Genomic DNA, 23,430 nt, shown 5'->3' with positions numbered 1-23,430 from the left:
GGGTCAGCTGGCGGCCGCGACCGGCGCCGGGGCGACGGGAGCGGGACCGCTGGAGGGACTGGGGTGCAGGCCGGACATTTCCGGCAGTTCAGGCAGATCGGACAGCCCGGGCGTCCGCGCCCGCTCCATCCGCCGGATGGCGAAGTGCATCCAGGTCAGGGCCGAGGCGACCAGCACGAACAGCAGCATGAAGCAGCTGGTCCACACGCCTGTGATGTCATTGAGCAGGCCGAATGTGATCGGCAGGACAAAGCCGCCAAGGCCACCGACCAGGCCGACCAGACCGCCGACCGACCCGATATTGCCCGGGTAGTAGACCGGGATGTGTTTGAACACCGCCGCCTTGCCCAAGCTCATTGCGAAGCCAAGGCAGAACAGCAAGACGATGAAGGCGCCCAGGCCCGTTTCCAGGTGGAAGCTGATCGGACCGTGAATACCGGAGACGGTGTAGCTGGTCGGCGGGTAGGACAGCAGGAATGTGCAGACCGCACTGACGCTGAAGGTGATGTACATCACCCGCCGCGCGCCGATCTTGTCCGACAGCCAGCCGCCGAAGACGCGGAACAGAGAGCCCGGGATCGAGTAGGCGGCGGCGACCATGCCGGCGACCTTGATATTCAGGCCATACACCCCGACCAGATAGTGCGGCAGCCACAGGGCCAGGGCGACGAAGGCCCCAAAGACGAAGAAGTAGTAGAGCGAGAAGCGCCAGACCTGCAGCTTCATCAGCGGCGTGAACTGCATCGCGGTGCTGACCGGCTTGGCGCCGGTGCGGCGGCGTTCGACCAGCGCGGGATCGTCGCGGGTGAGCAGGAAGAAGGCCACTGCGATCACCGCGAGAGCACCGGCCCAGATCTGGGCCACCGACTGCCAGCCAAAGGCAATCATCACGAACGGAGCCGCAAATTTCGTCACCGCAGCGCCGACGTTGCCCGCGCCGAAAATCCCCAGCGCCGTGCCCTGCTTTTCCTTCGGGAAAAATTTGGACACGTAGGCGATGCCCACGGCGAACGAACCGCCGGCCATCCCAACCCCGAGCGCAGCGATCAGAAACTGCGGATAGGTCTCGGCGTAGGACAGCAGAAAGGTCGCCAGAGCCGCGGACAGCATGACCATCAAGTTGACGACCCGGCCGCCATATTGGTCGGTCCATACGCCGAGAAGAACCCGCACCAGCGAGCCCGTCAGGATCGGTGTGCCTGCCAGCAGGCCGAACTGCGCTTCGCTGAGACCCAGGTCCTGCTTTATCTGGACCCCGATGATCGAGAAGATCGTCCACACCGCGAAACAGGCGGTGAAGGCGAAAGTGCTCATCCAGAGCGCCGAACCGGCGCCGACTGCGGCTTTGGGCGAGTCCCCGACCATCTGCGAAACCGTTTTTCCGCGCCGGCGACGATCACCGGCTGATGCCCTGTTTCTGATGCAGCGACAGCGCGGAACAATTGATCCGAGTCAAAGAAGCCCATATTCCGTGGAGCATTGGAAAGTATTTCAGCAAATCCAACCGAAGTATTGATCTGATTATTGGGCTGGATTGACTTAGATTTGATTTAGACTTGATTTTCATCAAGTGCATGTCCTGTTGCAGATGGGGGTTGATCCACATCAAGGCACGACGGCGCGCGAGTCGTTGAACTCAAATGACAGGATTGGGGAGAATGGGCATGCCCATGCGCAGCGCCGATGTCGAACGTGTCCGGGCACTCCCCCTGTTCAAAGGGGCTCTGCCGCGTACCTTTGACAGTCTGATCGCAGGCGCCTTCCTGCAGAAGTTTCCTGCGGGCACGACGCTGTTGATGGAGGGGGACCCGGTCGACTTCCTCTACGTGCTGATCGAGGGGCTCGCCGAGTTGCAGGGCACCTGGAACGACAAGGAAACGACCCTTGCCGTCCTGCGTCCGATTTCCACCTTCATCCTTGCCGCGGTTGTACTGGACGCAGACGCCTTGATGACCGCGCGAACGATCGAACGATCCGACATCCTGATGATCTCGGGCGAGGCCGTGCGCCGCGCCATGAAGGAAGACGCCGGTTTCGCTGTCGCCGTCGCCGAAGAGTTGTCGGGCTGCTATCGCGGCCTCGTTCGCACCGTGAAGAACCAGAAGCTGCGCGGCGCGTCCGAACGGCTGGCCAACTATCTGCTGGCCGAACAGGTCAGCCAGGGCGGCGGCCCCACCCTCACCCTCCCCCATGAAAAGCGGGTGCTCGCTTCCCTGCTGGGCATGACGCCGGAGAACCTCTCGCGCGCCTTCGCCAATCTCGCGGACTATGGGGTCTCGGTGAACGGCCCGGACGTGTCGATACACCGCCCTGTCGTGCTCGACCGCCTGGCCAAGCCCGACCGTCTGATCGACAGCCACCTGCAGCCCTCCGCGGCCCGGGTGGGTGTGGCGGCGCGGGAGTGCAGCGCGAGCGACAGCACTGTCGGCGCCCTGAACTGATCAGCCGCCCAGCTGGGCCAGATGCCGCGTATCGCCGGTGACCTGCTCTGCGAGCCGGTGGCCCGCCGCCTTGCCGCCCAAGGCCCCGGCGATGCGCTCAACAAGCGGCTGACGATCGGCGTCATCAACAAGCAGATCCCGCAGATCGATACCGCCATCTCCAAACAGGCATAGCCTCAACTTGCCCCTGGCCGTCACCCGCAGGCGATTGCAGCCGTCGCAGAAGCCGGCGCCATAGGGCGCGATCAGGCCTATGCGTCCACGGTGATCGGGATGGACGTATTCAACTGCCGGCCCGTCATCCTGACCGCGCGTCCCCGGCGTCCAGCCGCCGGACTCAAGCCAGGACCGCAAGAGCTGTCCGCCGACATGCTGACGCGCGAAATAGTCGGCGTTGTCGCCGGTCCGCATCAGCTCGATGAAGCGCACCGCGACAGGTCGGTCGCGGACGAAATCGGCGAACTGGGCGAACTGGTCCGGGCCGGCGGCATCCTTCAGCAGAACCGCGTTGATCTTCACCGAGGGCACGCCGAGCTCAAGCGCGCGATCCAGCCCGCCCATCACAGCGGGCAGACGGTCGTGTCCCGTGATCTGGTGGAACAGCGTCCGGTCCAGTGAGTCGACACTGGCGTTGAGATTGGTCAGGCCGCCCGCGCGCCAGTCGTCGATCTGCCGCGCCAGGTTCCAGCCGTTGGTTGTCACCGCGACCTTGTCGACACCCGGTGTGTCGTGGACACGTCGGATAATCTCGCCCAGGTCACGGCGCACGGAGGGCTCGCCGCCGGTCAGCCGAACCTTGCCCACGCCCAGCCCGGCGAAGGCTTCGACCAGCCGACCAATTTCCGAAACCGTCAGGAAGGGACGCGAGGCGGTCTTCTGGTAGCCGTCGGGCAGGCAATAGGTGCAGCGGAAATTGCACACCTCGGTGATCGACAGTCGAAGGTATTTGAAGCGCCGGCCGAAGCCGTCGACGAGACGGGACATCGGGTCCACCTCTGCGGAGTGTCGACCTTCGTGGGGCGACACAGGTGCCTCGCGTTGATCCCGCTTGAGGGCCAATCGATGCATTGTCGTGCTCATGATGCGAGCCGCGGTCGGAGGAGCATCGGGCCGTAGCGAACAATGAAAAGGGCAAAGGCCGCCACCCAGAATATCGCCGCCGCGACCAGCAAGACGGCGACCGCGCCAGGAGCAAAGGCTGCCGCGATGCGGCAGACCGCCGCCAGGTTGATTGCCGCGTAGAGCGCCACGGTCGCCCGGTCCGCATGGCGCTCCCGGCCCGTGTGCCCGAGCGTTGCGCGGGTCATCATGGCAAGGGTCATGACCCCGGCGGCTCCGCTCATCAACGCATGGATTCCCGCCGTGCGGGGCACGATGGCGGGGACGAGGATGTGGGCTCCGGCGAGGATCAGGCCCAGGCCCAGCCAGCCATATCCCGCGTGCAGGCTCCATAGCAGCGGCTCCGACAGCATCTGCCCGGTCCGCCAGCGCGACAGGCGGATCAGTGTCGCTAGTCCAGCAATGCACAGGGCGATGCCGGTCAGGCGCTGATCCGGAACTGTGATCCAGCACGCTGCCGCCGCAGCGACCAGAACAACCCCGGCCTGATCAAGCCTGTCAGCCTGCGCCGGAAGCGGCGCACGCCCGACCTGGACCATCCAGTTGCGGGTGAAACTCGGCACGGTCCGGCCGCCGATGAAGGCGATCAGCATGGCGATCATCGCCACTGCGCCGCGTTCGGCCGCCGGGCCAAGCTCCGGCCAGAACAGCCGGCTGTGAAAGGCGAGATTGGCGAGCGCCAGCAGGGTGACCATCACAGCCACAGGCAGATTGCGCCAGTTGCGACCGGCGAGAACCTCACGCCAGACCACTCCGGCGAAGACGACCAGGAATGCTGCGTCCACAAGTGCGGCTGCAGGCTGCGCGGGTCCCAGCAGCATGGCCAGCCGGCCCGCGAACCAGAGCGCGGCGAGAGCGGCCAGCGGCACGCCCAAGACCGGCAGGCGGCCGGTCCAGTTGGGCACGGCGGTCAGCAGGAAGCCGGCGACAACGCCGCCGACATAGCCGAACAGCATCTCGTGCACGTGCCAGTTACGATCGATCATCGCGGCCGCCGGACCGCCCAAATGGGCCCAAAGCCAGAGCGGCAGCGCCAGCGCCGCCCAGATCGCCGCCCCCAGGAAGAACGGCCGAAAGCCGAAGCTGAACAGGGCCGGCCCGGAATACTGACGGCGCGCGGCGGCGGAAGTCATGACGGTCTCACCTGTTGGATCAGGCGAAAGCCTTAGACCTGGCCGCGCAAGGCCGCCTTGTCGAATGTCAAATGCCAACTAGCCGCATTTGGAATGACCGCAGTCGAGACAGGTGTCGCAGCCTTCCTTGCGGACAAGCGCCGCCGCCCCGCAACGCGGACAGCAAGCAAGGCGCGGGGCAGCCTCCGCTGACGGAGGCGCAAGCTCCTGCGAGGGACCTGGCGCTGTCCCGGCGCCGGTCATATGTCGCTCCACCACGCCCCCGATCGCCGCCAGCAGCGAGGGAACATACCTGCCGTCCAGCCAGGCTCCGCCGCGCGGATCAAACACCGCCTTCAGCTCTTCGGCGACAAAGGACACGTCGCCGCCTCGGCGGAAGACGGCCGAGATCATCCGCGTCAGCCCCACGGTCCAGGCGTAGTGGTCCATGTTGCGAGAATTGACGAAAATCTCGAACGGCCGCCGGCCATCGGCGTCGACCGTGTCGTTGAGCGTGACGTAGACGGCGTAGTCGCTCTCGGGCCACTTGATCTTGTAGGTCATGCCCTCGAGGGCCTGCGGGCGGCTCGCCAGATGCGGTTCCAGCGGCCTGGTCGCCGCGCTTGTCGGCGGCGGCGTGACACTGAGCACCGAGCCGGTGATCGCGTTGGGCCGATAGGTCGTCAGGCCCTTGCAGCCGAGCCGGTATCCGTCGAGGTAGATGTTCGAGAAGGTCTCGAAACTGATGTCCTCGGGACAGTTGACGGTCTTGGAGATCGAACTGTCGACAAGGGTCTGGGCCGCCGCCTGCATACGCAGATGGTCGGCGGGAACCAGGGTCTGGGCGCTGACGAACAGGCTCTCGGGCGGAGGCAGATCGCCGCGCAGGGACTTCCAGACCGTCAGGGCGTAGTCCTCGACAGGCTCTTCCCGGGTCGACCCGTCGGCCTGCCGGACCTTGCGGCTGTAGGCATAGGCAAACACCGGCTCAACGCCTGATGAGACGTTGCCGGCGAGGATCGAGGTCGTGCCGGTTGGCGCAATCGAGGTGAGGCAGCCATTGCGAAGCCCGTGGGCGCGAACCAGATCGAGGGTCTCCTCATCCAGAGACACCAGGTTCGGCCGATCCAGCATGGAGTCCTGATAGAGCGGGAACATCCCCTTCTCGGCCGCAAGCCGCGCCGAGGTCCGGTAGGCCTCCCGCTTGATGACGCCCAGCCACTGCTTCGTCAGCTCAACCGCCCGATCATCGCCATAGCGAGCGCCGCAGAAAGTCAGGGCGTTGGCCAGGCCGGTGATCCCCAGCCCCAGCCGCCGCTTCCACCGGGCCTCTGTTGCCTGGGCTTCGAGCGGGAAACGGGAGATGTCGATGACATTGTCGAGGAAGCGCACCGCCGTGCGCGTAAGCTGACCCAACTCTTCCTCATCGATCGTCGCGCTCGCCTCGAAGGGCGACCGCACCAGCCGGGCCAGGTTGATCGAGCCGAGCAGACAAGCGCCGTAGGGGGGCAGCATCTGCTCACCGCACGGATTGCTGGCGAGGATCTCCTCACAGTAGGCGAGATTGTTGGCGGCGTTGACCCGGTCAATGAAGATCACGCCGGGCTCGGCGCTGTCATAGGTCGCGCGCATCAATCGCGCCCATAGATCCGCCGCCGGCAGAACGCGATGCACCTTGCCGCCGAAGGTCAAGGGCCAGTCGTCGCCGGCCTTGAGCGCCGCCATGAAGGCGTCGCTGACCAGGACTGACAGGTTGAAGTTCCGAAGCCGTCCGGCGGCCCGCTTGGCGTCGATGAAGGCCTCGATGTCAGGGTGATCGATGCGCAGACAGCCCATCATCGCGCCACGGCGTTGCCCCGCGGACATGATGGTGCGGCACATGGCGTCCCATACATCCATGAAGCTGAGCGGACCCGAGGCGTCAGCCGCCACGCCGGACACGAAGGCCCCCGCTGGCCGGATGGACGAGAAGTCCATGCCGACCCCGCCACCCTGCTGCAGGGTCAGCGCCGCCTCCCGCACATGGTCAAAGATGCCGCCCAGATCGTCCGGGATCTTCCCCATGACGAAGCAGTTGAACAGGGTCACCGACCGGGCCGTGCCCGCGCCGGCGATGATCCGCCCGGCGGGCAGGAAGCGATGATCGCGCAGGGCCTCGTAGAACTCGGCCTCGATCGGCTCCCGGATCTCCGGGTCTTCGGCCGCGGCGACCGCATAGGCAATGCGCCGCCACGTGTCCTCGACCGCGCCCTCGCCCGGCTCGCCCTGCGGCGTGAAACGGTATTTGCTGGACCAGATTTCGCCGGCAAGCGGAGTATCGAACGCCATGGGACGCCTCTTTGGAAGTCATCCGGCAGGCTTCCAGAGTCCCTGCGGCGCCCGCTAGGGCGGCGGCGCTGTCGCACCCGAAGATATTTGGCAGGCCGACGCTTGCTGAGGATCAACCGCGAGCGCGGCGGGCTTCAAGGCGCTCACGGTCGTCACGGTCTAGGCTCCGGCCAAAGGAGACACCTATGCCGTTTGACAGCGCCGTCGCCGCGGAGCGCATGCTGGAGAATGCGTGGACCCAAGCCGGTCCCGCCGCCCTGATCGACCACATCGTTCAGCGTTTCCATGACGTTCATCGGGCCCAGTTCCCGAAGGCCATCGCTCTCGCCCGGCGTGTCGAGGCCGTCCATCAGGATCATCCCCGTTGTCCACAGGGCCTTGCCGACCACCTCGCGGTGATGGCTGACCACCTGATCTCGCATCAGGCTCGGGAAGAAGCTGTTTTGTTTCCCCTGATGCTGGCCGGGGGTCACCCCCTGATCGGTCACCCGATCAGCCGGATGGAAGCGGAACACCGCGATGTCGACGAGCAGCTTCTGCGTCTGGCCATGCTGACCACCGATTGCACGCCGCCTACGGACGCCTGTGGCTCCTGGCGCTTGCTCTACCGCGCCTGCCAAGAAATCACCGGCGATCTGCGCGAGCACATGCGGCTGGAGAACAACATCCTGTTCCCGATGTTCCTGGACGGATCCTAAAGGTCGAGGACCTCGACCCGGTCACCCGAAGGGGCCGCCGGCGCGCCGGGTCTGCGGCGTACGAGCAGGTCTGACGCCGCCAGAGCCCGTTGGGCGGAAGAGTCCTGGTCGTCCATCAGGCTTACACCGCCCTGATCGGCCCGAGCCCGGTGGAAGGTCTCCCGATTGCCCTCGTGATCCATCGATCCGACAAGCGTCATTGATCGCCAGGCCCATGCCTTGCGAGGATTGCGCCCGCCCAGGCCGGCCAGCAGCGGGGCGAGGAACAGGCGCGCTGTCACCAGAGCCGAGGTCGGATTGCCGGGCAGGCCGACGATGATCGCCCCGCCTGCGCGGCCAACCCACACCGGCTTTCCCGGCTTGATAGCGACCTTGCTGAACAGTAGGTCCAGACCCAGGGGCGAGAACATCTCGCGGGCGAAGTCCCGCTCGCCAACAGACGCGCCGCCGGTTACCACCACCACATCGGCCTCAGCTACGGCCAAGGCCGCCGCAGCTCCCAGGTTCGAGAGGTCATCGCCGCAGAGCCGGCGAGATACGACTTCTGCGCCCCAGTCCTCCGCGAGGGCTGCGACTCCGAAGGAAACGCTTTCGGGGATCGCGTCGGGCCGAAGACCCGGGGTCCCGGGCGCGGCGAGCTCATCGCCCGTGGCGAGGATCGCCACCGTGGGGCGCCGGTAGACGTCGAGGATCGCCAGATTGGCGGCGGCGGCGGCGACCATCCGTTGTGCATTCAGACGACGACCTGACGGCACGAGCAGGTCGCCCGCCTGAAAGTCGGAGCCCGCCAGCCGAATGTGCCGCCGCCCACAAAAGGGGCGGTCGAAAGCGGCGAAATCCCCCTCCCGCCGCACATCCTCCTGGATGACCACACGGTCGGCGCCATCAGGCACGGGTGCGCCGGTGAAGATGCGGACACAGCCCCCTGCCGGCAGGGGTCCAGCGAACCCGGCTCCGGCGAAGGACTCACCCATCACCGCCAGGCGGGCGGGCGTCACGGCGAGGTCGCCCTCACGGATGGCGTAGCCATCCATCGCCGAAACGGCGGCCGAGGGCGATGCGCGGCTGGCCAGCACGGGCGTTGCAAGCACTCGCCCGCGCGCGTCGCAAAGCGCCACGGTTTCAGTCCCGAGCGGAAGGGCTATTCCTGCAATCAGGACGGCCGCCTCATCGAACGCGATCACGGGCAAATGTCCCGGAAGCGCGGGATCTGCCCCACCAGAGAACAGGGCTTGAAGCGGCTGTCGAGTTCCATCGACAGGACCAGATCCCAGGCGTCCCGGCAGGCTCCGGTCGAGCCGGGCAGGCAGAAGATGAACGTGTCGCCTGCCTGACCGGCGAAGGCCCGCGACTGGAGGGTAGCGACCCCAACCGTCCCCTGGCTGGCCTGATGGAAGACCACGGAAAAGCCGTCCATCTCGCGTCGGAACAGCGGCTTGATCGCCTCTGGAGTCACGTCGCGCGGCGAAAAGCCGGTGCCCCCTGTGGACAGCACCACGTCGATCGCGGGGTCTGCCACCCAGGCGGCGACCTGGTCGCGGATCGGCTCAATGTCGTCCTTGACGATGGCCCGCTCGACAAGGCGATGCCCTGCCGCCGACAGCCGGTCGATGAGCAGTCCGCCGGATGTGTCCGTCTCCTGGGATCGGGTGTCGGACACGGTCAGGACCGCAATGTTAAGCGGCAGAAATGCGCGGTCTGGATCGATGCCGGCCACAAGGAGTCTCCGTAGCCGGACCAAGCCGGCGCGAGGTGCCCGGCAAGGCGCACCAGCGCACCACGACCGGGTCAGGCGACTGACTAGCGCGTTGGGATGACGGGGCACTTGTCGCACATCAAATGGCCGGGCGACCGCAATCAGGCCGGATCAGAAAATTGTTCCACCGGACCCCGGAGAGCCTGAAACACTTGATCCAGCGCATTTTCGGAGCTTCAGCGGGCAGCCTAGCCTTTGGGCAAGCCAAGAAGGAGGTCGCCAATGACCCACCTCGCCCACGAACTCGCCCAGGAATTCCCGGCCCATGTCGAGCTGATCCAGAAGCTCCGGCATGCCGATCGGCACTTCAGCGGACTCTGTGACCGCTACCACAGCGTAAACCGGGACATTCACCGAATCGAAGCCGGCGTCGAGCCTGCATCCGACGAGCGGCTGGAGACACTGAAGAAGCAGCGGTTGGCCATGGCGGATGAAGTCGCGACGGTGTTGGGGGGACACCAGGGCGCTCCCTAATTGGCCGTTTTGTCCATGCGGAAGTCAGGCGGCGCGAGAAGCAGCCCCTGCCAAGGACGCCTTCGAGTCATTGTCGGAAATCATGTCGCTCGTTCGACGCATTGGCTGCGCGGAATCCCGGAAGACCGCCTAGTTGCCGGCTAGGAAGACCCGCAAGGCCGCCAGATAGCCGTCGAAATTCTCGCGGCGGATGTTGTGGCCAGCGTTGGGAATCAGGACTGTCGTGATGTTCGGATTGAGGGCCATCGCCTCGTCGGCGATCTCCGGCGTGACCAGAGCGCCGCGCGCCGGCTCGCCGAGGATCAGCAGGATCGGGGCGCTGATGGTCCGAAGCGACTCCTGCCAGGGCGAGCGATAGTCCGGCATGGCGTCCGGATCGACCTGACGCTTGCTGGCCACCCACGCCGGAAACTCGTCCTCATGCCAGTCCGGCGATGTCTTTCGACCCAACGCGATGATGTCCGCCTCGGACATGGCCTGGAAGGCTTCCACCTGATCGCGGAACTTGCGCCGGCGGAGTGCGGCCGCCGCTGGATCGGCGACCGGCAGGAAGGGCGGATCTTCAAGAATGACCTTCGACGCCAGCCCCGGATAAGCACCGGCAAAGTCGGCGGTGGCGCGCGCGCCAACCGAATGGCCCATCACGATCGGCGATCGCAGCCCCAGGAAGTCGATCGCCTCGGCGATATCGCGGCTGGCGTGATCCGGTGGGGCTCCGGCCATGCGCGAGCTGCCCCCATGGCCGCGAGCATCGAGCATGATGACGTCGAAGTCCGGCGCCAGGGCCGCCGCCAGCCGGCTCCAGCAGAGGCCATTGTCCGTCAGGCCGTGGGACAGCACCAACGACGGGCCATCGCCTCCGGTACGGTGGTAGGCCAAATGACCGCCGGTCACCGGAATGCGACCCTCGCGGGTCACCACGCGTAGGCCTCGGGCGCAGGACCACAGACAGGGAAAATCCCGTCGATCGCCGCCAGCGACTCGTCGTCCAGCCGGATGTCGGGCACATGCAGAACCGAGGTCAGCTGGTCGAGGTTGCGCGGGCCGATGATGGTGGCCGTCACGCCGTCCTGATGCAGCAGCCAGGCCAGGGCGACCGCGCCGGGCTGTTCCCCTATGGCCCGACAGAGGTCGCCGAAGCGGGAAAGTTGCCCGGACCGGGCGACGGCCGCCGCCTTCGCTTCGGCCGACTGGCGTCGACCATCCGCATCCATGGACGCGCCGGCCAGCAGGCCGCCGGCCAACGGGCTCCAGGGGATGAGGCCCAGGCCGTATTCGCGGCAGGCGGGGATCACCTCCAGTTCAGCGCGGCGTTCCAGCAGATTGTAGAGACCCTGCTCCGACACCAGGCCCAGCCGGCCCCGGCCCTCCGCCTTCTCGTTGGCCTGGGCGATCTTCCAGCCGGGGAAGTTGCTCGAGCCGACGTATGTGATCTTGCCCTGGCTGATCAGCCGGTCGGTCGCCTGCCAGATCTCTTCCATCGGCGCGGTGCGGTCGATGTGATGCAGCTGGTAGAGATCGATGTGCTCGACCCCGAGCCGGCGCAGGCTCGCCTCGCAGGCCATCTGGATGTGCCGCGCCGACAGGCCCCGGTCGTTGACGTCGTCGGACATCGGCTCGTGAACCTTGGTGGCGAGCACGATCCGGTCGCGGCGGCTACGATCCTCTGCGAGCCAGCGGCCGAGCAGGCTCTCGGTCGCACCCACGCCCAGATGGCCGCCGTACTGGTTGGCCGTGTCGATGAAGTTGATCCCGGCGGCGACGGCGGCGCCAAGAATGGCGAAGCTCTCAGGCTCGGGGGTGCGCGGGCCGAAGTTCATCGTGCCGAGGCACAGTTCACTCACCTTCAGCGCGGTTCTGCCAAGCCTTCGGTACTTCATGGGATGTCTTCCGGACGGCAGGTTCAGGGCGCGCGTAGGGTCGGACCGGTGACAAGCGTTACGCTCGAATCCGCCACACAGTAGCGGATCAGACGCTGGGCGTGTTCGGACAGGTTCCTGGCGTCACGATAGCTGATGCCCGGGACGATCGGCTCGCGGAACCACGGCGCATAGAACTCGAGGTTCGGGATGGCGCGGATGGCCTCGGAAATGTTCGGCGTGCCGCCGTGCCAGGCCCGCACATCCCGCACCATGATGGCACCGGCGGGGGCCGGGCAGACCGTGCTCAGCCGCATCCATTCGGGCTCGGCGTCGAGGCTGGGGATCGGCGTGCGGGAATGCTGCGTGCCGGGGATCTGTCGGGTAGGGCCATTCAGACGGGTGACCTCCTGGGGCAGGAAGTTCACGCAGACATAGGGACAGGGCAGATCGCGGATCGTGAGTTGGCCGCGCGGATCATGGAAAGCGCTGAAGGGGGTCGTTTTGTTGCTCTGCCAGTCGCGAATGTCTGAATGCAGCGGCTGGTATTCCACCGCGCCCGGCAGGCAGAAGTCGCCGCTCGCCGCCCGCAGCGAATAGTCCGGCGAGCCGAAGATCGCGCTGACGAGCTCGGTAACCGTCGGAATGTCGAGCAGCATCTGCCATTCGGGGCGGTGCAGCTGACTGCGGGTCAGGCTGGAGCCGCCGAACGAATAGCGATGCGATCCCCGGTTGCCGGCGCGGTCCTGATCCAGCGCCAGGATGTCGGCGGCCACCGCGCTACAACCCTGGCCGAGGATATCGATCTGCTCGCTGTTCAGCACGTTGGCGATGACCACGAAACCGTCCCGCCGGAACAGCTCGACCGCGTGGGCAGTGTCGCCGGGCTGGAGGATGTCCAGCCCCTTGATGCCGTTATTGGCTTCGAGATGCGCCCGGAGGGCGGCGACCTCTGGGGTGTCCAGCGACCGGTCGGTCGGGAGTGATGCGGGCAGGGTGTCATAGGTCATCGGGACCCTCCGTGGCGTACTGACCGCCGCCCGGACGGAGCAGCGGAATGGATGTGTTGACCGGCCGCTCAGCCGGGAGCCGGGCCGCGTCCAAGCCCCACTGCTATCTCGGCGTGGCGGGCGCGCGTGATGTTGTAGGAAACAAAGATCAGGAGCGCGACGATCGCGATAACCGCCGGGACAGGCCCCCAGACCATTACGAGACGGAACTGAACGTCAGCAGGCAGGACCGCCCCGACGGTCTGGCCGAGCTCCGCAGGAAAACGCACGAGATCCAGCGCAACCCCGGCCACCATAACGCCTAGCCCCGATGCCGCCTTGTTGGCAAATCCGAGTCCCGCGAAGTACAGACCTTCTCGACGATGCCCGAACAGGTGCTCATGCTCGTCGGCGGCGTCCGCCATCATCGACGGATAGGCCACCGACACAAACCCGGTGCCGATGCCGGCGACGAATGAGTTTATTTGCATCGGCAGAAGCGCGGCATCGCCCTGCGGCAGATAGAATCCGGCAAGCATAGACCCCTGCAGCACCAGCCAGTTGGCGATGAGCAGTCCGAAGCCGAGGATGACAACGTACTTCTTCTCCATTGCCCTCTGCAGGATCGGCGCGCCCGCGACGCCCAGCAGCATGCCGACCATGTAGGCATAGCCGATGAACTGGATCAGCTCGCTCTTGATGTGCCAGACGAAGACGAAGGCGTGGGCGTTAAGCGTCGCGTTCAGGCCGAGCGCCACGAACAGGATGACCGCCGACAGGAACAGGATGCGGAACGACCTGTTGCGGAAAATCTCTCCGACTTCCCTTGGCAGCCTTTTCCATAGAGACGAAGGCGTATGTCCTGGCTGGGGCAGGCCAGCGGCATAGCGCCGTACGCCCAGACAACACAGGGTCATGCACACCAGAAGGAGGCCTGCCACTGACCAGCCAAAGCCTGGGTAGCCATCGGGCAATTGCAGTCCGCCGTTGGCAAAGAACACGGAATAGCCAACCGCCGTCACGACGACAGCTGACAGAATGCCCGCTACGGCGCGATACATGACGACACTCGTGCGTTCGCCGTAGTCGGTCGCCAGTTCCGCGCCCAGTGCGAGGTAGGGCACGGTGAACAAGGATATGGCGCTTCGCGCCGCAATCGACATGACCGCCAACCATCCGAAAAGCGCGAACTGGTCCAGGCCACGCGGCGGCGAAAACAATAATCCGACCGACAGCGCCAGCAGTGGCGCCGCAACAAGCATGAGCGGCAGACGGCGGCCCAGTCGGGATTTCAGATTATCGGACCAGGAGCCGATCAGGGGGTCGACTGCTGCGTCGAAAGCCAGGCCCACGGCCAGGGCGGCCCCGACCAGCGCCCCGGATAAACCGAGAACAGCTGAGTAGTAGAAGAAAATGAAGCCGAACGCGGCGTCGAACCCGCCATTCTGGCCCGCCTGACCCAGGCTGTAGGCGAGCTTGACGAGGAGTGGCGGCTTCGGCGGCGTCTCGGCCAGAGGTGATTCAATGGTGGCCAAACACTTCTTCCCCAATGTGCCGGACGGGTTTCTCCCGCCTCGCTGCGTGATCCGCCGATTTCGTATCCTAACCCCGCCTCCTCAACGCGGAACCAGCGCTACGTCGGCAACGGCGTCCCCGGACCCTTGCGACCTTTCCGGCATCTTCCCTGGTGGAAGAAGAGACGCCGGGCCCGCGAGGGTCCCGGCGCCAGTCATGAGGTCGTCAGGGAGGTTGCTGGATCAGAAGGCCTTGGACACGATCAGGCCGTAGGTCCGCGGCTCAAGCAGGCGCGCGTTCCGATAGCGGCCGACCAGCGCGTCCTCGATGATGATGTTGGTGATGTTGTCGCCGTCCGTCAGGTTCTTGATGAAGAAGCGCACCTCCGTCTGGGTCGTGTCGTTGCGGAAGCGGGCCTGCAGGTCGATCACGCCCCACGAGTCGATGCGATCGGTCGGCGAGTTGTATTCGCGAGCGAAGTAGGAGTCCTGCCACACCGCGTCCACACGCCAGGTCGAGGTCCAATCACCCCAGATCGGGCCCGTCGTATACTGACCCCCGAACTTGACCTTGGCCGGGGGTGAGTGAGGCAGCTGGTTGCCCGCGAGGTTCACCTGCACAGTAGGGGTCGTGGCCGTCAGGCTCTGAGCCGGATTGGCGGCGTCCTCGCTGAAGAAGGTCCCGATTTCCGTGTTGAGGGTCGAGAGGTTGGCGTCGAAAAGCCACTGATCGTTGGGCGCGTAAACGAACTCGGCCTCGAAGCCGTAGATCGTCGCGTCGGCGTTGCGGGTGACGACGCCGCCATTGATGCGCTGCCCGAGCTGGAGGCCCGAGTAGTCATAGTAGAAGGCCGAAAAGTTGGCCTGCATCCGGCCGCCCAGTAGAGTGTTCTTGGCCCCCGTTTCATAGGCCGTGACCGTCTCGGGTCCGTAGGTCGGAACCGTTCCGCTGTTGTTCAGTCCGCCGCCCTTGTAGCCGGTGGAGACCGAGCCGTAGACGAGGGTGGTGTCGGTGAAGGACAGGTCCGGTGACCAGTCCAGCGCCGCCTTGTAGGTCGCCTTGTTCCCCGAGTACTCGGAGTAGCTCCAGGGCACGAGCCCCGACAGGACGATCGAGCGCGACTCGCCCGAGCGCTGCTCGTCCGTGTAGCGGGCGCCAAGGGTCAGGCGAAGGGTCTCAGACAGCGTGAAGTAGGACTCGCCGAACAGCGCCCAGGTCTCGTTCTTGCCGTTCCGTGTCAGGGCTGACACGCGCCAGGTCTCTGCCGGACGGCCATTTGCGCGTTGGAAATACTCGATCGCCGGGTGCCAGGTCTCGAAGCCGCTCGAGCTGGTCCCCTTGAGACCGAACACGCCGATCAGGAAGTTGAACCCGCCGTCGAAGTCGGAGGCCAGTCGCAGTTCACCCGTCGTCGTTGTGCTGCGGGTCGAAAAGCTGTCAGTGGTCAGCAACCGGTTGGTGGTGACCACCGTGTTGCGGTCCTTGTTGTAGGTGATCGGTGCGGTGAAGCGGAACGGCAGGTCGGCGTTGTCCCAGTCGGTGTTCTGCTCCGACGATCCCTCGGAATAGGCCAGGACGGTCGAGAGCTTCACCGGCCCGAAGTCGTGGTCGAGGTTGAAGGTCGCGAAGTCCTGGTCCAGGAGGTATGTGGGATCGGTGTCTGCTTGGACCTTGCGCAGATCATGCGGATTGGGCGCGCCGGCATAGATATTTCCGCCGACCGGGAACGGCGTGAAGAACCGGGACAGGGTCTGCAGGATCGTGGTGTTGGCGTCCGGAGAGTCAAAACCCAGCTGCCGCGGATCGCACCCGAGCACGGGGTGCGCCTTGCACAGGCGCTTGCCTTCGCGGGCGCGCGAACTGTCCTCATCATATCGGCCCACGATCAAGGTGGCGTCGGTGTTGTCGCCGAGATCGAAGGTCACGGTGCCGCGCACGGCCCACTGGCTGCGACCGTCAATGTCGTTGCCGGTGCCGAGGTTCTCTGTGTAGCCGTCGCGTTGCAGGGAGTAGCCGGCGAGGCGAACGGCGACCCGCTCGCCGAGGGGAATGTCGACCGCGCCGCCGATCCGCACATTGGAGAAGTTGCCCAGCTGAACGCTGACGTCACCGCCGAAGTCGCTCCCCGGACGCTTGGTGATCAGGTTGATCGCGCCGCCGGTCGTGTTCCGGCCGTAGAGCGTGCCCTGGGGACCGCGCAGCACCTCGATGCGCGCCATGTCGAAGAATTCGTTCTGCGGAAGGTAGCCAATGGCGGCGCCGTTGACGAACGACTGCACGCCCAGGTCGGACGAGCCGAGCGCGTTGGTGCCGATGCCCCGCAGCGTGAAGCGGTCATTGCCGGTCAGAACGGCGTTGGGGATCGAGAACTGGATATCCGTGGCGTCTTCAATCTGGGCGCGATCGAGCGTCGCTTCCGAAAAGGCGCTGACGGCCAGCGGCACGTCCTGCAGAGCCTGCTCGCGCTTTTGCGCCGTCACGATGATCGCTTCGACCCCGGTCGCCGCCGGCGTGGACTCCGCAGCCGACGCGGCCGTCGGGCCGAAAATCGCCGCCGCGCACAGGGCCATGACCGAGGCGCCGGCAAGCATGCTCGTTGAACGTGATGTCCAGGTATTCATTGGATCCCTCCCCTTCGGCGGGCGCTGACCGCACCGCTATTGTATTGTTAGTCAATAGAGGTAAGCGGGCGGATGCGGACGCGTCAAGCGTTATTATTCACCCCGTCAATAGCGGTGCTGACGGATAGCGCCGGCAAGCAAGGGGGCCGATTGACGGCTGGCGTGATCGGACAGTATCGCTACTGACGAAGCTTCCAACAGAGAGCGGGGCGCACGCCTTGACCATCAGCGTCACGATTGCAGCCTCGGACGGCTGCCGGCTGCATCTGAAACGGGGCGGATCAGGGCCGGTGATCGTGCTGTGTCACGGTTTCCCGGACTACTGGCGGGGATGGCGGGCCCAGATCGACGCCCTCAGCAGACGGTTCACGGTGATCGCGCCCGACGGCCGCGGCTGCAATCTGTCCGGCAAACCGGTGGAACTGTCCGCCTATCGGCTGGAAAGGTTGACGGCTGACCTGGACGACATTCTGGACCGGCAAGCCGGCGACAGGCCCGTGCTTCTGGTCGGTCACGATTGGGGCGGCGCCGTGGCTTGGACCTATGCGGCCACGCGCCCGGAGCGACTCGCCGGCCTGTGTGTGCTCAGCGCGCCGCATCCCGCCATCCTTGCGGCAGCCCTGCAAGACGACCCGGCCCAACGGCGGGCGTCAGCCTATATGCCGCGCCTGAGAGAGCCTGGCGCCGAGGGTCTGTTCGAAGCTCACGACTACCGCGCGCTGCGCGGCATGCTTGATCGTCTCCGGTCCATGGGACTGTCTGACGATGCCGATGAAGCCGCCTATATTGAAGCTCTGTCGCGCCCCGGCGCCCTGACCGGCGCGCTCAACTGGTACCGCGCGAACCCGATGGAGGCCGGCGCGCCGACCGTGGCGGCGGGACCGGTGACCTGTCCGGTAGAACTCTTATGGGGCGATCAGGACGAGGCGCTTCTGCCCAGCCTGGCTGAACGCCATCGGTCCCTGGCGCCAGATCTGACGATCCGGATGTTTGAGGGCGCAGGACACTGGCTGCAGCGCGAACGCGCAGAGTCCGTTAGCGCCGTGATCGCCGCCTTCGCCGACAAGGCATTTATGGCTGGGCGGAAGGATCCCGGCGCAGGCTGAAGCCGAGCGACCAACGCTTCGAGAACCCCTTGGCAACACCGCCGGACGGCAACGGCTTCAGATAGTCCGCGCGATCGGTGTCGCCCTTCAGTGTTAGGTCCAGAAATGCGACGATGAAGTGGGCGCTGATGGCGCGCAGGCGGTCCTTGCGCCAGACGGGCTCCTCGAAGCCCTCAAACGAGGAGAAGGCTGTTCGCGCCGCCGCCGGGGCGTCAGCGCCAACGAGGTTGTGACGGGCGTTGGCGAAGACCAGCATCCGCCGGTCCGCCCCGGTCAACCCTTCATAGATCCGCTGCGCGCCATCGGCATAGCCAGCGACATCGTCCTGGTCGCCGACGATCAGCAGCGTCGGCGCCGTAACGCGCGACAGCGCCGCGGTCGACCAGCTCCGGTTCTCTGTCTGACCGCCCCACGGCGCGATCAGCACCAAGGCCTTCAGGCCCTCCGCCGGCTGCGCCTGGCCCTCGGCCTGATTGGCTAGCAGGTCGCCCGGGATGCGGCGGTAGAAGGGGCTGGCGGTATCGTAACCCGCGCCGGCCGTGGCCAGCGCGCCAAAGCCGCCCATGGAATAGCCGATCAGCGCCAGACGGTCGGGATCGAACGCCCCCGCCAATGCAAAGTCCGGGTCATGGGCCAGCCCGCGCAATCGCGCGATGACGGCCTGCTGATCGCGAGCCCGGTTCGCCGCGACGTGCGCGAAGGACAGGGCGAAGCCCCCCGCGTCCTGGAACGGCGGGTCTTCATGATCGATCGCCGCGACGAGATAACCACGGGACGCCAGGGTCTCGGCGAGATCGGCGGTATAGGTCGCCCAGCCGCCATACCCGTGGGAGAAGACGACCAGTGGCGCGGCAGTTTTGAGCGGCGCCGCGCCTCGCTGCGCACAGCCGGGAATCTCGAACACGGCGTCCGGCTGACCCGGGCGGCGGACGTGCCCCTCATAGGCCTTCGGCGCGATCACGCTGGCGCCACCGGTGGCTGGGTACCAGACGGTGACCTTCAGCGTCCGGTCCGTCCTGACGATACGGCCTGTCAGCAGGTTTGACGCCGGGAGGTCCGGTCGCCCCGCAACCGTCACCGGGACGGTCATGACGCCGACGGACGCAGCGCCGGCGCGGGCCAGCTCCGGCGCGTCGACCGCGGCCCCGCAGGCAAGCGCCGACGTCGGGGTGGAGAGGAGAACCGTCGCGAGAAGGGGCAATATAAGGCCGTGCATGGAAGTCGTCTCCGGCGTGTCTTGGTCAAAAAAAGCCCCGGCGCGAGGCCGGGGCGAGAAGCCTTTGCGCAAGGCGGATCGAGGACAGGCGAGGTGGAGGCGCTGTGGCCAACCCACCTCCGGGCCACGTCGCCAAGGTGCGGTTTCCCGCCGCCGCCGTCAACTATTATATTAATCGTCAATAATGAATTGCGGGCGGATCAGCCGGCGGCGGCGGCGCAGTCAGCCAAGCGGGCGGCGACCTGCTCGGGGGACAGGCCCGGGGTGTAGAGCTCCGATCCCAGGCCGAAGCCCGCAGCCCCGGCAGCGCGCCAGTCCGCCATCTGCGTCGGGCCTACACCGCCGACCGCGAGCACCTTCACGGCGCGGGGAAGTACGGCCTTCAAGGCCTTGAGATGCCCCGGTCCATAGGTCGACGCCGGAAACAGTTTGAGAAACCGGGCTCCGGCGGCGACGGCGCCGAAGGCCTCGGTGGCGGTGGCTACGCCCGGCAAGGACTCGAGACCCAGCGCCAGGGTCCGGGCGATGACGGCGACATCAGCGTTGGGCGAGACCACGAAGCCGCCGCCGATCGCGTGCAGCGCCTCGACCTGATCGCCGGTCAGCACCGTTCCGGCCCCGACCGCCATCGTCTGGCCGAAGCGGCGCACCAGGCGACCAATGCTCTCCAGCGGATCGGACGAATTGAGCGGGACTTCCATCGCCCGCACGCCGCCGGCGTATAAGGCCTCGCCCACGGCCACAGCCTCGTCGGGGGTCACGCCCCGAACGATGGCGATCAGGGGCAGGGCATCGAGCGCCTCGTCGATCGTCATGGGCGGATTCTTTCCACAAGGGCCATCAGGCCGGTGAGCGCGGCGGCGTCGCCATCCAGGATCTCGCTGGCCCGCCCCCGTCCGGCCAGGGCCTGGCGATAGGCGGCGCACAGGGCTGTGTCACCGATCAGGGTCACCGGCATGTCGGTGGTCGCGCCAAGCAGCCGGGGCCCGGCCGCCACGTCGGCGCCGATCAGCAGACCCGACAGGAAGGCGGGTTCCTGCCCCGGCGGGAGATCGCCCGTGAGTCGCCGCGCGCGAACGCCGAACAGGCGGGCGGACAGGTCGTCTCCTTCCCCGGCCGCGGCCAGGCCGGCCGCGAAGCCGGCGGCATCGCCGGGATCGCCTTCGGCCGCGAGAACGCTGTGAGTGTTGAGCACCGCGAACAGTTCGCCGGTCATGACGGTGACGAAATCGATGATCCGCCCGTCCTCGACGCACACCCATTTCGCATGCGTTCCGGGCAGGCAGAGGAGGCGCGGTTCCGTCGTCCGGGCCAGCGCGCCGAAGACCTGGAGCTCCTCGCCGCGCATCACATCCGGTCCGTGATCCGCGCTGCAGGTCCGAACGCCCGGCGCGATCCAGACGCCAGGGGCTGGTCTCACGACGGCCGCTTGCAAAGACCCGAGGGTCGCCGGACAATTGACATAGGGTGCCGCCGTCCAGCCGAGGTTCGATCCCGCCATACCGCCGAGCAGAACCGGCAGGCCTTCAGCCTCCAGCGCGGGGCGAACGTCGGCGTCCAGCCGCGCCTCGACCTGGCCGGAGCCGATGCGCGACACGCCGAGAGGGAAGCTGGCCATGGCGCGGGTGACGCCGTCCTCGACCCGCCAGGCCCTGACGTTGGTGGTGCCCCAGTCGCAGAGCAGCCAGGCTCTCACGTCCGACCGCCGTCGATGACCAGGTTCTGGCCGGTGATCAGGGCGCTGTCGTCGGCCGCGAGGAACAGCACCAGCCGGGCGACGTCGTCCGGCTGGATCCGCCGCTTGAGCGCGACCTGCTCCATCCAGGCTGCTTCGGCCTCGGGCGTCAGCCACAGGACCAGCTGGCGTTCGGTGACCACCCAGCCGGGCGAGACCGCGTTGACCCGGATGCCGTCGACGCCCCACTCCCGCGCCAATGACTTCGAGAGTCCGATCACCGCCGCCTTGGCCGCCGTGTAGGCGCTCAGATCGGCAGGTCCCAGCAGGGCGTTGATCGAGGAGAAGTTGATGATCGCTCCGCCGCCGGCGACCTTCATGCCCGGCTGGACGGCACGGGCGGCCAGGAAGGTCGGGTCGAGATTGACCGCCAGCCCGGCCCGCCAGGTGGCGACGTCGGTCTCCGAGGCGGGACGGCGCTGGTCGTTGGCCACGTTATTGACCAGCACCCTGATCGGCCCGCGTCGGATGGCGGCGTCGCCGATGGCCGCCTCAAGGGCCTCCGCCCGGGTTACATCGCAGAGGGCGAACTCGACGTCGCTCCCCAGCCGCAGGGCGAGCGCTTCCCCCGCTTCGCGGGCGATGTCGATGAAGCTCACCACGGCGCCCTGACCGGCGAAGGCCTCGACCAGCGCCGCGCCGATGCCCGTCGCGCCGCCGGTGATAAAGACGTGTCGCCCCTTCAGGCTCGGGTAGTGGGCGTAGACGGACATCAGTGCGACTCCCGGCTCACCGTCTCGCCGCTGGCGCCGACGAGGAAGTCGAGGTCGCAGCCTCGATCGGCCTGCAGAACCGTGTCGACGTAAAGCTTTGCCCAGCCCCGGACATAGGGCGAGGCTGGACGGGCCAGAGACGGATCCGCCCGGCGCCGCTCTAGTTCGGCCTCGTCGACCATCAGCGTCAGCTGACGCGCCGGACCATCGAGTGCGATGAGGTCTCCGTCCCGGACGAGCCCGAGGGGTCCGCCGGCGTCCGCTTCCGGATTGACGTGCAGGACGACGGTGCCGAAGGCCGTTCCGCTCATCCGGGCGTCGGAGATGCGGACCATATCGCGCACGCCCTTCGCCAAGAGCCTGGCCGGCAGGGCCATATTGCCGACCTCCGGCATGCCCGGGTAGCCCTTCGGCCCGCAGCCCTTGAGCACCAGAACGCAGGTTTCATCGACGTCCAGATCCGGGCTGTCGATGCGCGTCCTGTAGTCCTCGATCGACTCGAACACGACCGCCCGACCTGTGTGGGTCAACAGTTCCGGTGACGCTGCGCTCGGCTTCATGATCGCCCCGCCAGGGCTGAGGTTGCCGCGCAGCACCCAGAGTCCCGAGTTCGCCGAGACCGGCGCCTCCAGCGACCGGATGACCTCGGGATTGTCGCAACGGGCCATGCCGGCGATCTCCGCCTGGGTAACCCCGGCGACCGTGATGGCCCCGCCGCGCAGGTGCGGACCCAGGGCCTTGAGCACCGCCGGCACGCCGCCCGCGTAGCAGAAGTCTTCCATCAGGAACCGGCCGGACGGCATCAGATCGACGAGCAGGGGAATATCCCGGCCCAGAAGATCAAAGTCGTCCTGCGTCAGTGGCACGCCCAACCGGCCGGCCAGGGAGATCAGGTGCAGTACCGCGTTGGTCGAGCCGCCGATCGCCGCGTGCGTCAGGATGGCGTTCTCGAACGCGGCGCGGGAGGCGATCGCCGACATCCGCACATCGTCGCGGACCAGTGACACGATGCGCCGGCCGGTCAAGTGGGCCAGGGTCGCGCGGCGCCCGTCCACCGCCGGCAGGGCGGCGTTTTCCGGCAGACTGAGGCCCAGCGCCTCGACCAGGCTGGCCATGGTCGAAGCCGTACCCATGGTCATGCAGACGCCATGGCTACGCGACATGCCGCGCTCGGCGGCCATGAAATCGGCCAGCGTCATTTCGCCTGCACGGACGGCTTCCGAGAACTTCCAGACGTCGGTGCCCGAGCCGATATCCTTGCCGCGGAACTTGCCGTTGAGCATCGGCCCCGAGGAGACCACCATGGTTGGCAGATCGACGCTGGCCGCGCCCATCAGCTGGCCGGGCGTTGTCTTGTCACAACCGCCCAGCAGAACGACCCCGTCGATCGGGTTGCCGCGAATCGACTCCTCGACCTCCATCGCCAGCAGATTGCGGAACAGCATCGCCGTCGGACGCATCTGGGTCTCGCCCAGCGACATGGCCGGAAACTCGAGCGGGAGTCCGCCGGCCTCCCAGACGCCGCGCTTCACATGGTCCGCCAGGTCGCGCAGGCCTGCGTTGCAGGGCGTCAGCTCGGACCAGGTGTTGCAAATGCCGATGACAGGTCGGCCGTCGAACGCGTCGTCCGGCAGACCCTGACTTTTCATCCAGCTGCGGTGGATGAAGCCGTCGCGGTCCAGTTTTCCGTAGGTGCGTGCGCTTCGCAGCGGCTTGCGAGACAAAGGAGAGCCTTCCCTGAAGGTCGC

The 23,430-nt window shown here is 66.6% G+C and carries 20 protein-coding genes; 4 read left to right on the top strand and 16 right to left on the bottom strand.

What is annotated here, in order from left to right; translation table 11 throughout:
• Positions 1–3 precede the first annotated feature (3 nt).
• Positions 4–1,314 (bottom strand): MFS transporter, encoded by a 1,311-nt coding sequence (locus tag AC3WJT_RS08190; RefSeq protein WP_492342616.1) that lies wholly within the window; start codon positions 1,312–1,314, stop codon positions 4–6.
• A 350-nt stretch (positions 1,315–1,664) separates the two neighbouring features.
• Here AC3WJT_RS08190 and ftrB point away from each other — a divergent pair, with 350 nt between their 5' ends.
• Positions 1,665–2,441, top strand: a complete 777-nt coding sequence (gene ftrB, locus AC3WJT_RS08185) for a transcriptional activator FtrB (protein ID WP_492343336.1) — start codon at positions 1,665–1,667, stop codon at positions 2,439–2,441.
• Here ftrB and moaA read toward each other — a convergent pair whose 3' ends face one another.
• From moaA to AC3WJT_RS08170, 3 genes are all read right to left on the bottom strand, one after another.
• Positions 2,442–3,425 (bottom strand): GTP 3',8-cyclase MoaA, encoded by a 984-nt coding sequence (gene moaA / locus AC3WJT_RS08180; protein ID WP_492342615.1) that lies wholly within the window; start codon positions 3,423–3,425, stop codon positions 2,442–2,444.
• 92 nt (positions 3,426–3,517) lie between these two features.
• Positions 3,518–4,693, bottom strand: a complete 1,176-nt coding sequence (locus tag AC3WJT_RS08175; protein WP_492342614.1) for an NnrS family protein — start codon at positions 4,691–4,693, stop codon at positions 3,518–3,520.
• 78 nt (positions 4,694–4,771) lie between these two features.
• Entirely contained in the window at positions 4,772–7,000 is a 2,229-nt protein-coding gene (locus tag AC3WJT_RS08170) for an adenosylcobalamin-dependent ribonucleoside-diphosphate reductase (protein WP_492342613.1), read from the bottom strand.
• A 185-nt stretch (positions 7,001–7,185) separates the two neighbouring features.
• On the opposite strand from AC3WJT_RS08170, the gene AC3WJT_RS08165 reads away from it, so the two are divergent.
• Positions 7,186–7,698: a hemerythrin domain-containing protein gene (locus AC3WJT_RS08165; RefSeq protein ID WP_492342612.1), complete on the top strand. Its 513-nt coding sequence runs from the start codon at positions 7,186–7,188 to the stop codon at positions 7,696–7,698.
• Here the strand turns inward: AC3WJT_RS08165 and AC3WJT_RS08160 are convergent.
• Together AC3WJT_RS08160 and moaB are read right to left on the bottom strand one after the other, a co-directional pair.
• Complete coding sequence (locus AC3WJT_RS08160) at positions 7,695–8,882, bottom strand: molybdopterin molybdotransferase MoeA (RefSeq protein ID WP_492342611.1); 1,188 nt, start codon at positions 8,880–8,882, stop codon at positions 7,695–7,697. The genes AC3WJT_RS08165 and AC3WJT_RS08160 overlap by 4 nt on opposite strands.
• Positions 8,879–9,439: a molybdenum cofactor biosynthesis protein B gene (moaB, locus tag AC3WJT_RS08155; protein WP_492342610.1), complete on the bottom strand. Its 561-nt coding sequence runs from the start codon at positions 9,437–9,439 to the stop codon at positions 8,879–8,881. The genes AC3WJT_RS08160 and moaB overlap by 4 nt, the downstream gene beginning before the upstream one ends.
• 237 nt (positions 9,440–9,676) lie before the next feature.
• On the opposite strand from moaB, the gene AC3WJT_RS08150 reads away from it, so the two are divergent.
• Positions 9,677–9,928, top strand: a complete 252-nt coding sequence (locus tag AC3WJT_RS08150) for an HP1242/YdcH family protein (protein WP_492342609.1) — start codon at positions 9,677–9,679, stop codon at positions 9,926–9,928.
• 129 nt (positions 9,929–10,057) lie between these two features.
• On the opposite strand, the gene AC3WJT_RS08145 is transcribed toward AC3WJT_RS08150, so the two are convergent.
• From AC3WJT_RS08145 to AC3WJT_RS08125, 5 genes are all read right to left on the bottom strand, one after another.
• Positions 10,058–10,849 carry an alpha/beta fold hydrolase gene (locus AC3WJT_RS08145; RefSeq protein ID WP_492342608.1) on the bottom strand — a complete coding sequence of 264 codons (792 nt, stop codon included), beginning with the start codon at positions 10,847–10,849 and terminating at the stop codon, positions 10,058–10,060.
• The gene (locus AC3WJT_RS08140; protein WP_492342607.1) at positions 10,843–11,808 is read right to left on the bottom strand and encodes an aldo/keto reductase; all 966 of its coding nucleotides are present in this window, start codon (positions 11,806–11,808) and stop codon (positions 10,843–10,845) included. Before AC3WJT_RS08140 ends, AC3WJT_RS08145 begins: the two co-directional genes overlap by 7 nt.
• Before the next feature lie 23 nt (positions 11,809–11,831).
• A complete protein-coding gene (locus AC3WJT_RS08135; protein WP_492342606.1) occupies positions 11,832–12,797 on the bottom strand; it encodes a phytanoyl-CoA dioxygenase family protein in 966 nt (321 codons plus the stop codon).
• A gap of 68 nt (positions 12,798–12,865) precedes the next feature.
• The gene (locus AC3WJT_RS08130; RefSeq protein WP_492342605.1) at positions 12,866–14,311 is read right to left on the bottom strand and encodes an MFS transporter; all 1,446 of its coding nucleotides are present in this window, start codon (positions 14,309–14,311) and stop codon (positions 12,866–12,868) included.
• A 222-nt stretch (positions 14,312–14,533) separates the two neighbouring features.
• A complete protein-coding gene (locus AC3WJT_RS08125; RefSeq protein WP_492342604.1) occupies positions 14,534–16,912 on the bottom strand; it encodes a TonB-dependent receptor in 2,379 nt (792 codons plus the stop codon).
• A 218-nt stretch (positions 16,913–17,130) separates the two neighbouring features.
• Here AC3WJT_RS08125 and AC3WJT_RS08120 point away from each other — a divergent pair, with 218 nt between their 5' ends.
• Positions 17,131–18,018 (top strand): alpha/beta fold hydrolase, encoded by an 888-nt coding sequence (locus AC3WJT_RS08120; RefSeq protein WP_492342603.1) that lies wholly within the window; start codon positions 17,131–17,133, stop codon positions 18,016–18,018.
• On the opposite strand, the gene AC3WJT_RS08115 is transcribed toward AC3WJT_RS08120, so the two are convergent.
• From AC3WJT_RS08115 to AC3WJT_RS08095, 5 genes are all read right to left on the bottom strand, one after another.
• Positions 17,984–19,234, bottom strand: coding sequence for an alpha/beta hydrolase family protein (locus AC3WJT_RS08115; protein WP_492342602.1), 1,251 nt, complete (start codon positions 19,232–19,234; stop codon positions 17,984–17,986). The two genes, AC3WJT_RS08120 and AC3WJT_RS08115, sit on opposite strands and share 35 nt — an antisense overlap.
• A gap of 200 nt (positions 19,235–19,434) precedes the next feature.
• Complete coding sequence (locus AC3WJT_RS08110) at positions 19,435–20,049, bottom strand: 2-dehydro-3-deoxy-6-phosphogalactonate aldolase (protein ID WP_492342601.1); 615 nt, start codon at positions 20,047–20,049, stop codon at positions 19,435–19,437.
• On the bottom strand, positions 20,046–20,930 hold the full coding sequence (locus tag AC3WJT_RS08105; protein WP_492342600.1) for a 2-dehydro-3-deoxygalactonokinase: 885 nt from the start codon (positions 20,928–20,930) through the stop codon (positions 20,046–20,048). Before AC3WJT_RS08105 ends, AC3WJT_RS08110 begins: the two co-directional genes overlap by 4 nt.
• Positions 20,927–21,682, bottom strand: a complete 756-nt coding sequence (locus AC3WJT_RS08100) for an SDR family NAD(P)-dependent oxidoreductase (RefSeq protein WP_492342599.1) — start codon at positions 21,680–21,682, stop codon at positions 20,927–20,929. The genes AC3WJT_RS08105 and AC3WJT_RS08100 overlap by 4 nt, the downstream gene beginning before the upstream one ends.
• Positions 21,682–23,406: an IlvD/Edd family dehydratase gene (locus tag AC3WJT_RS08095; protein ID WP_492342598.1), complete on the bottom strand. Its 1,725-nt coding sequence runs from the start codon at positions 23,404–23,406 to the stop codon at positions 21,682–21,684. The genes AC3WJT_RS08100 and AC3WJT_RS08095 overlap by 1 nt, the downstream gene beginning before the upstream one ends.
• Between the last annotated feature and the right edge of the window lie 24 nt (positions 23,407–23,430).

It is taken from the genome of Caulobacter sp. FW305-C-30-S16 (assembly GCF_058783025.1).
The sequence above is the reverse complement of the archived record's forward strand: the minus strand, read 5'-3'. Positions and strand labels throughout refer to the sequence as shown.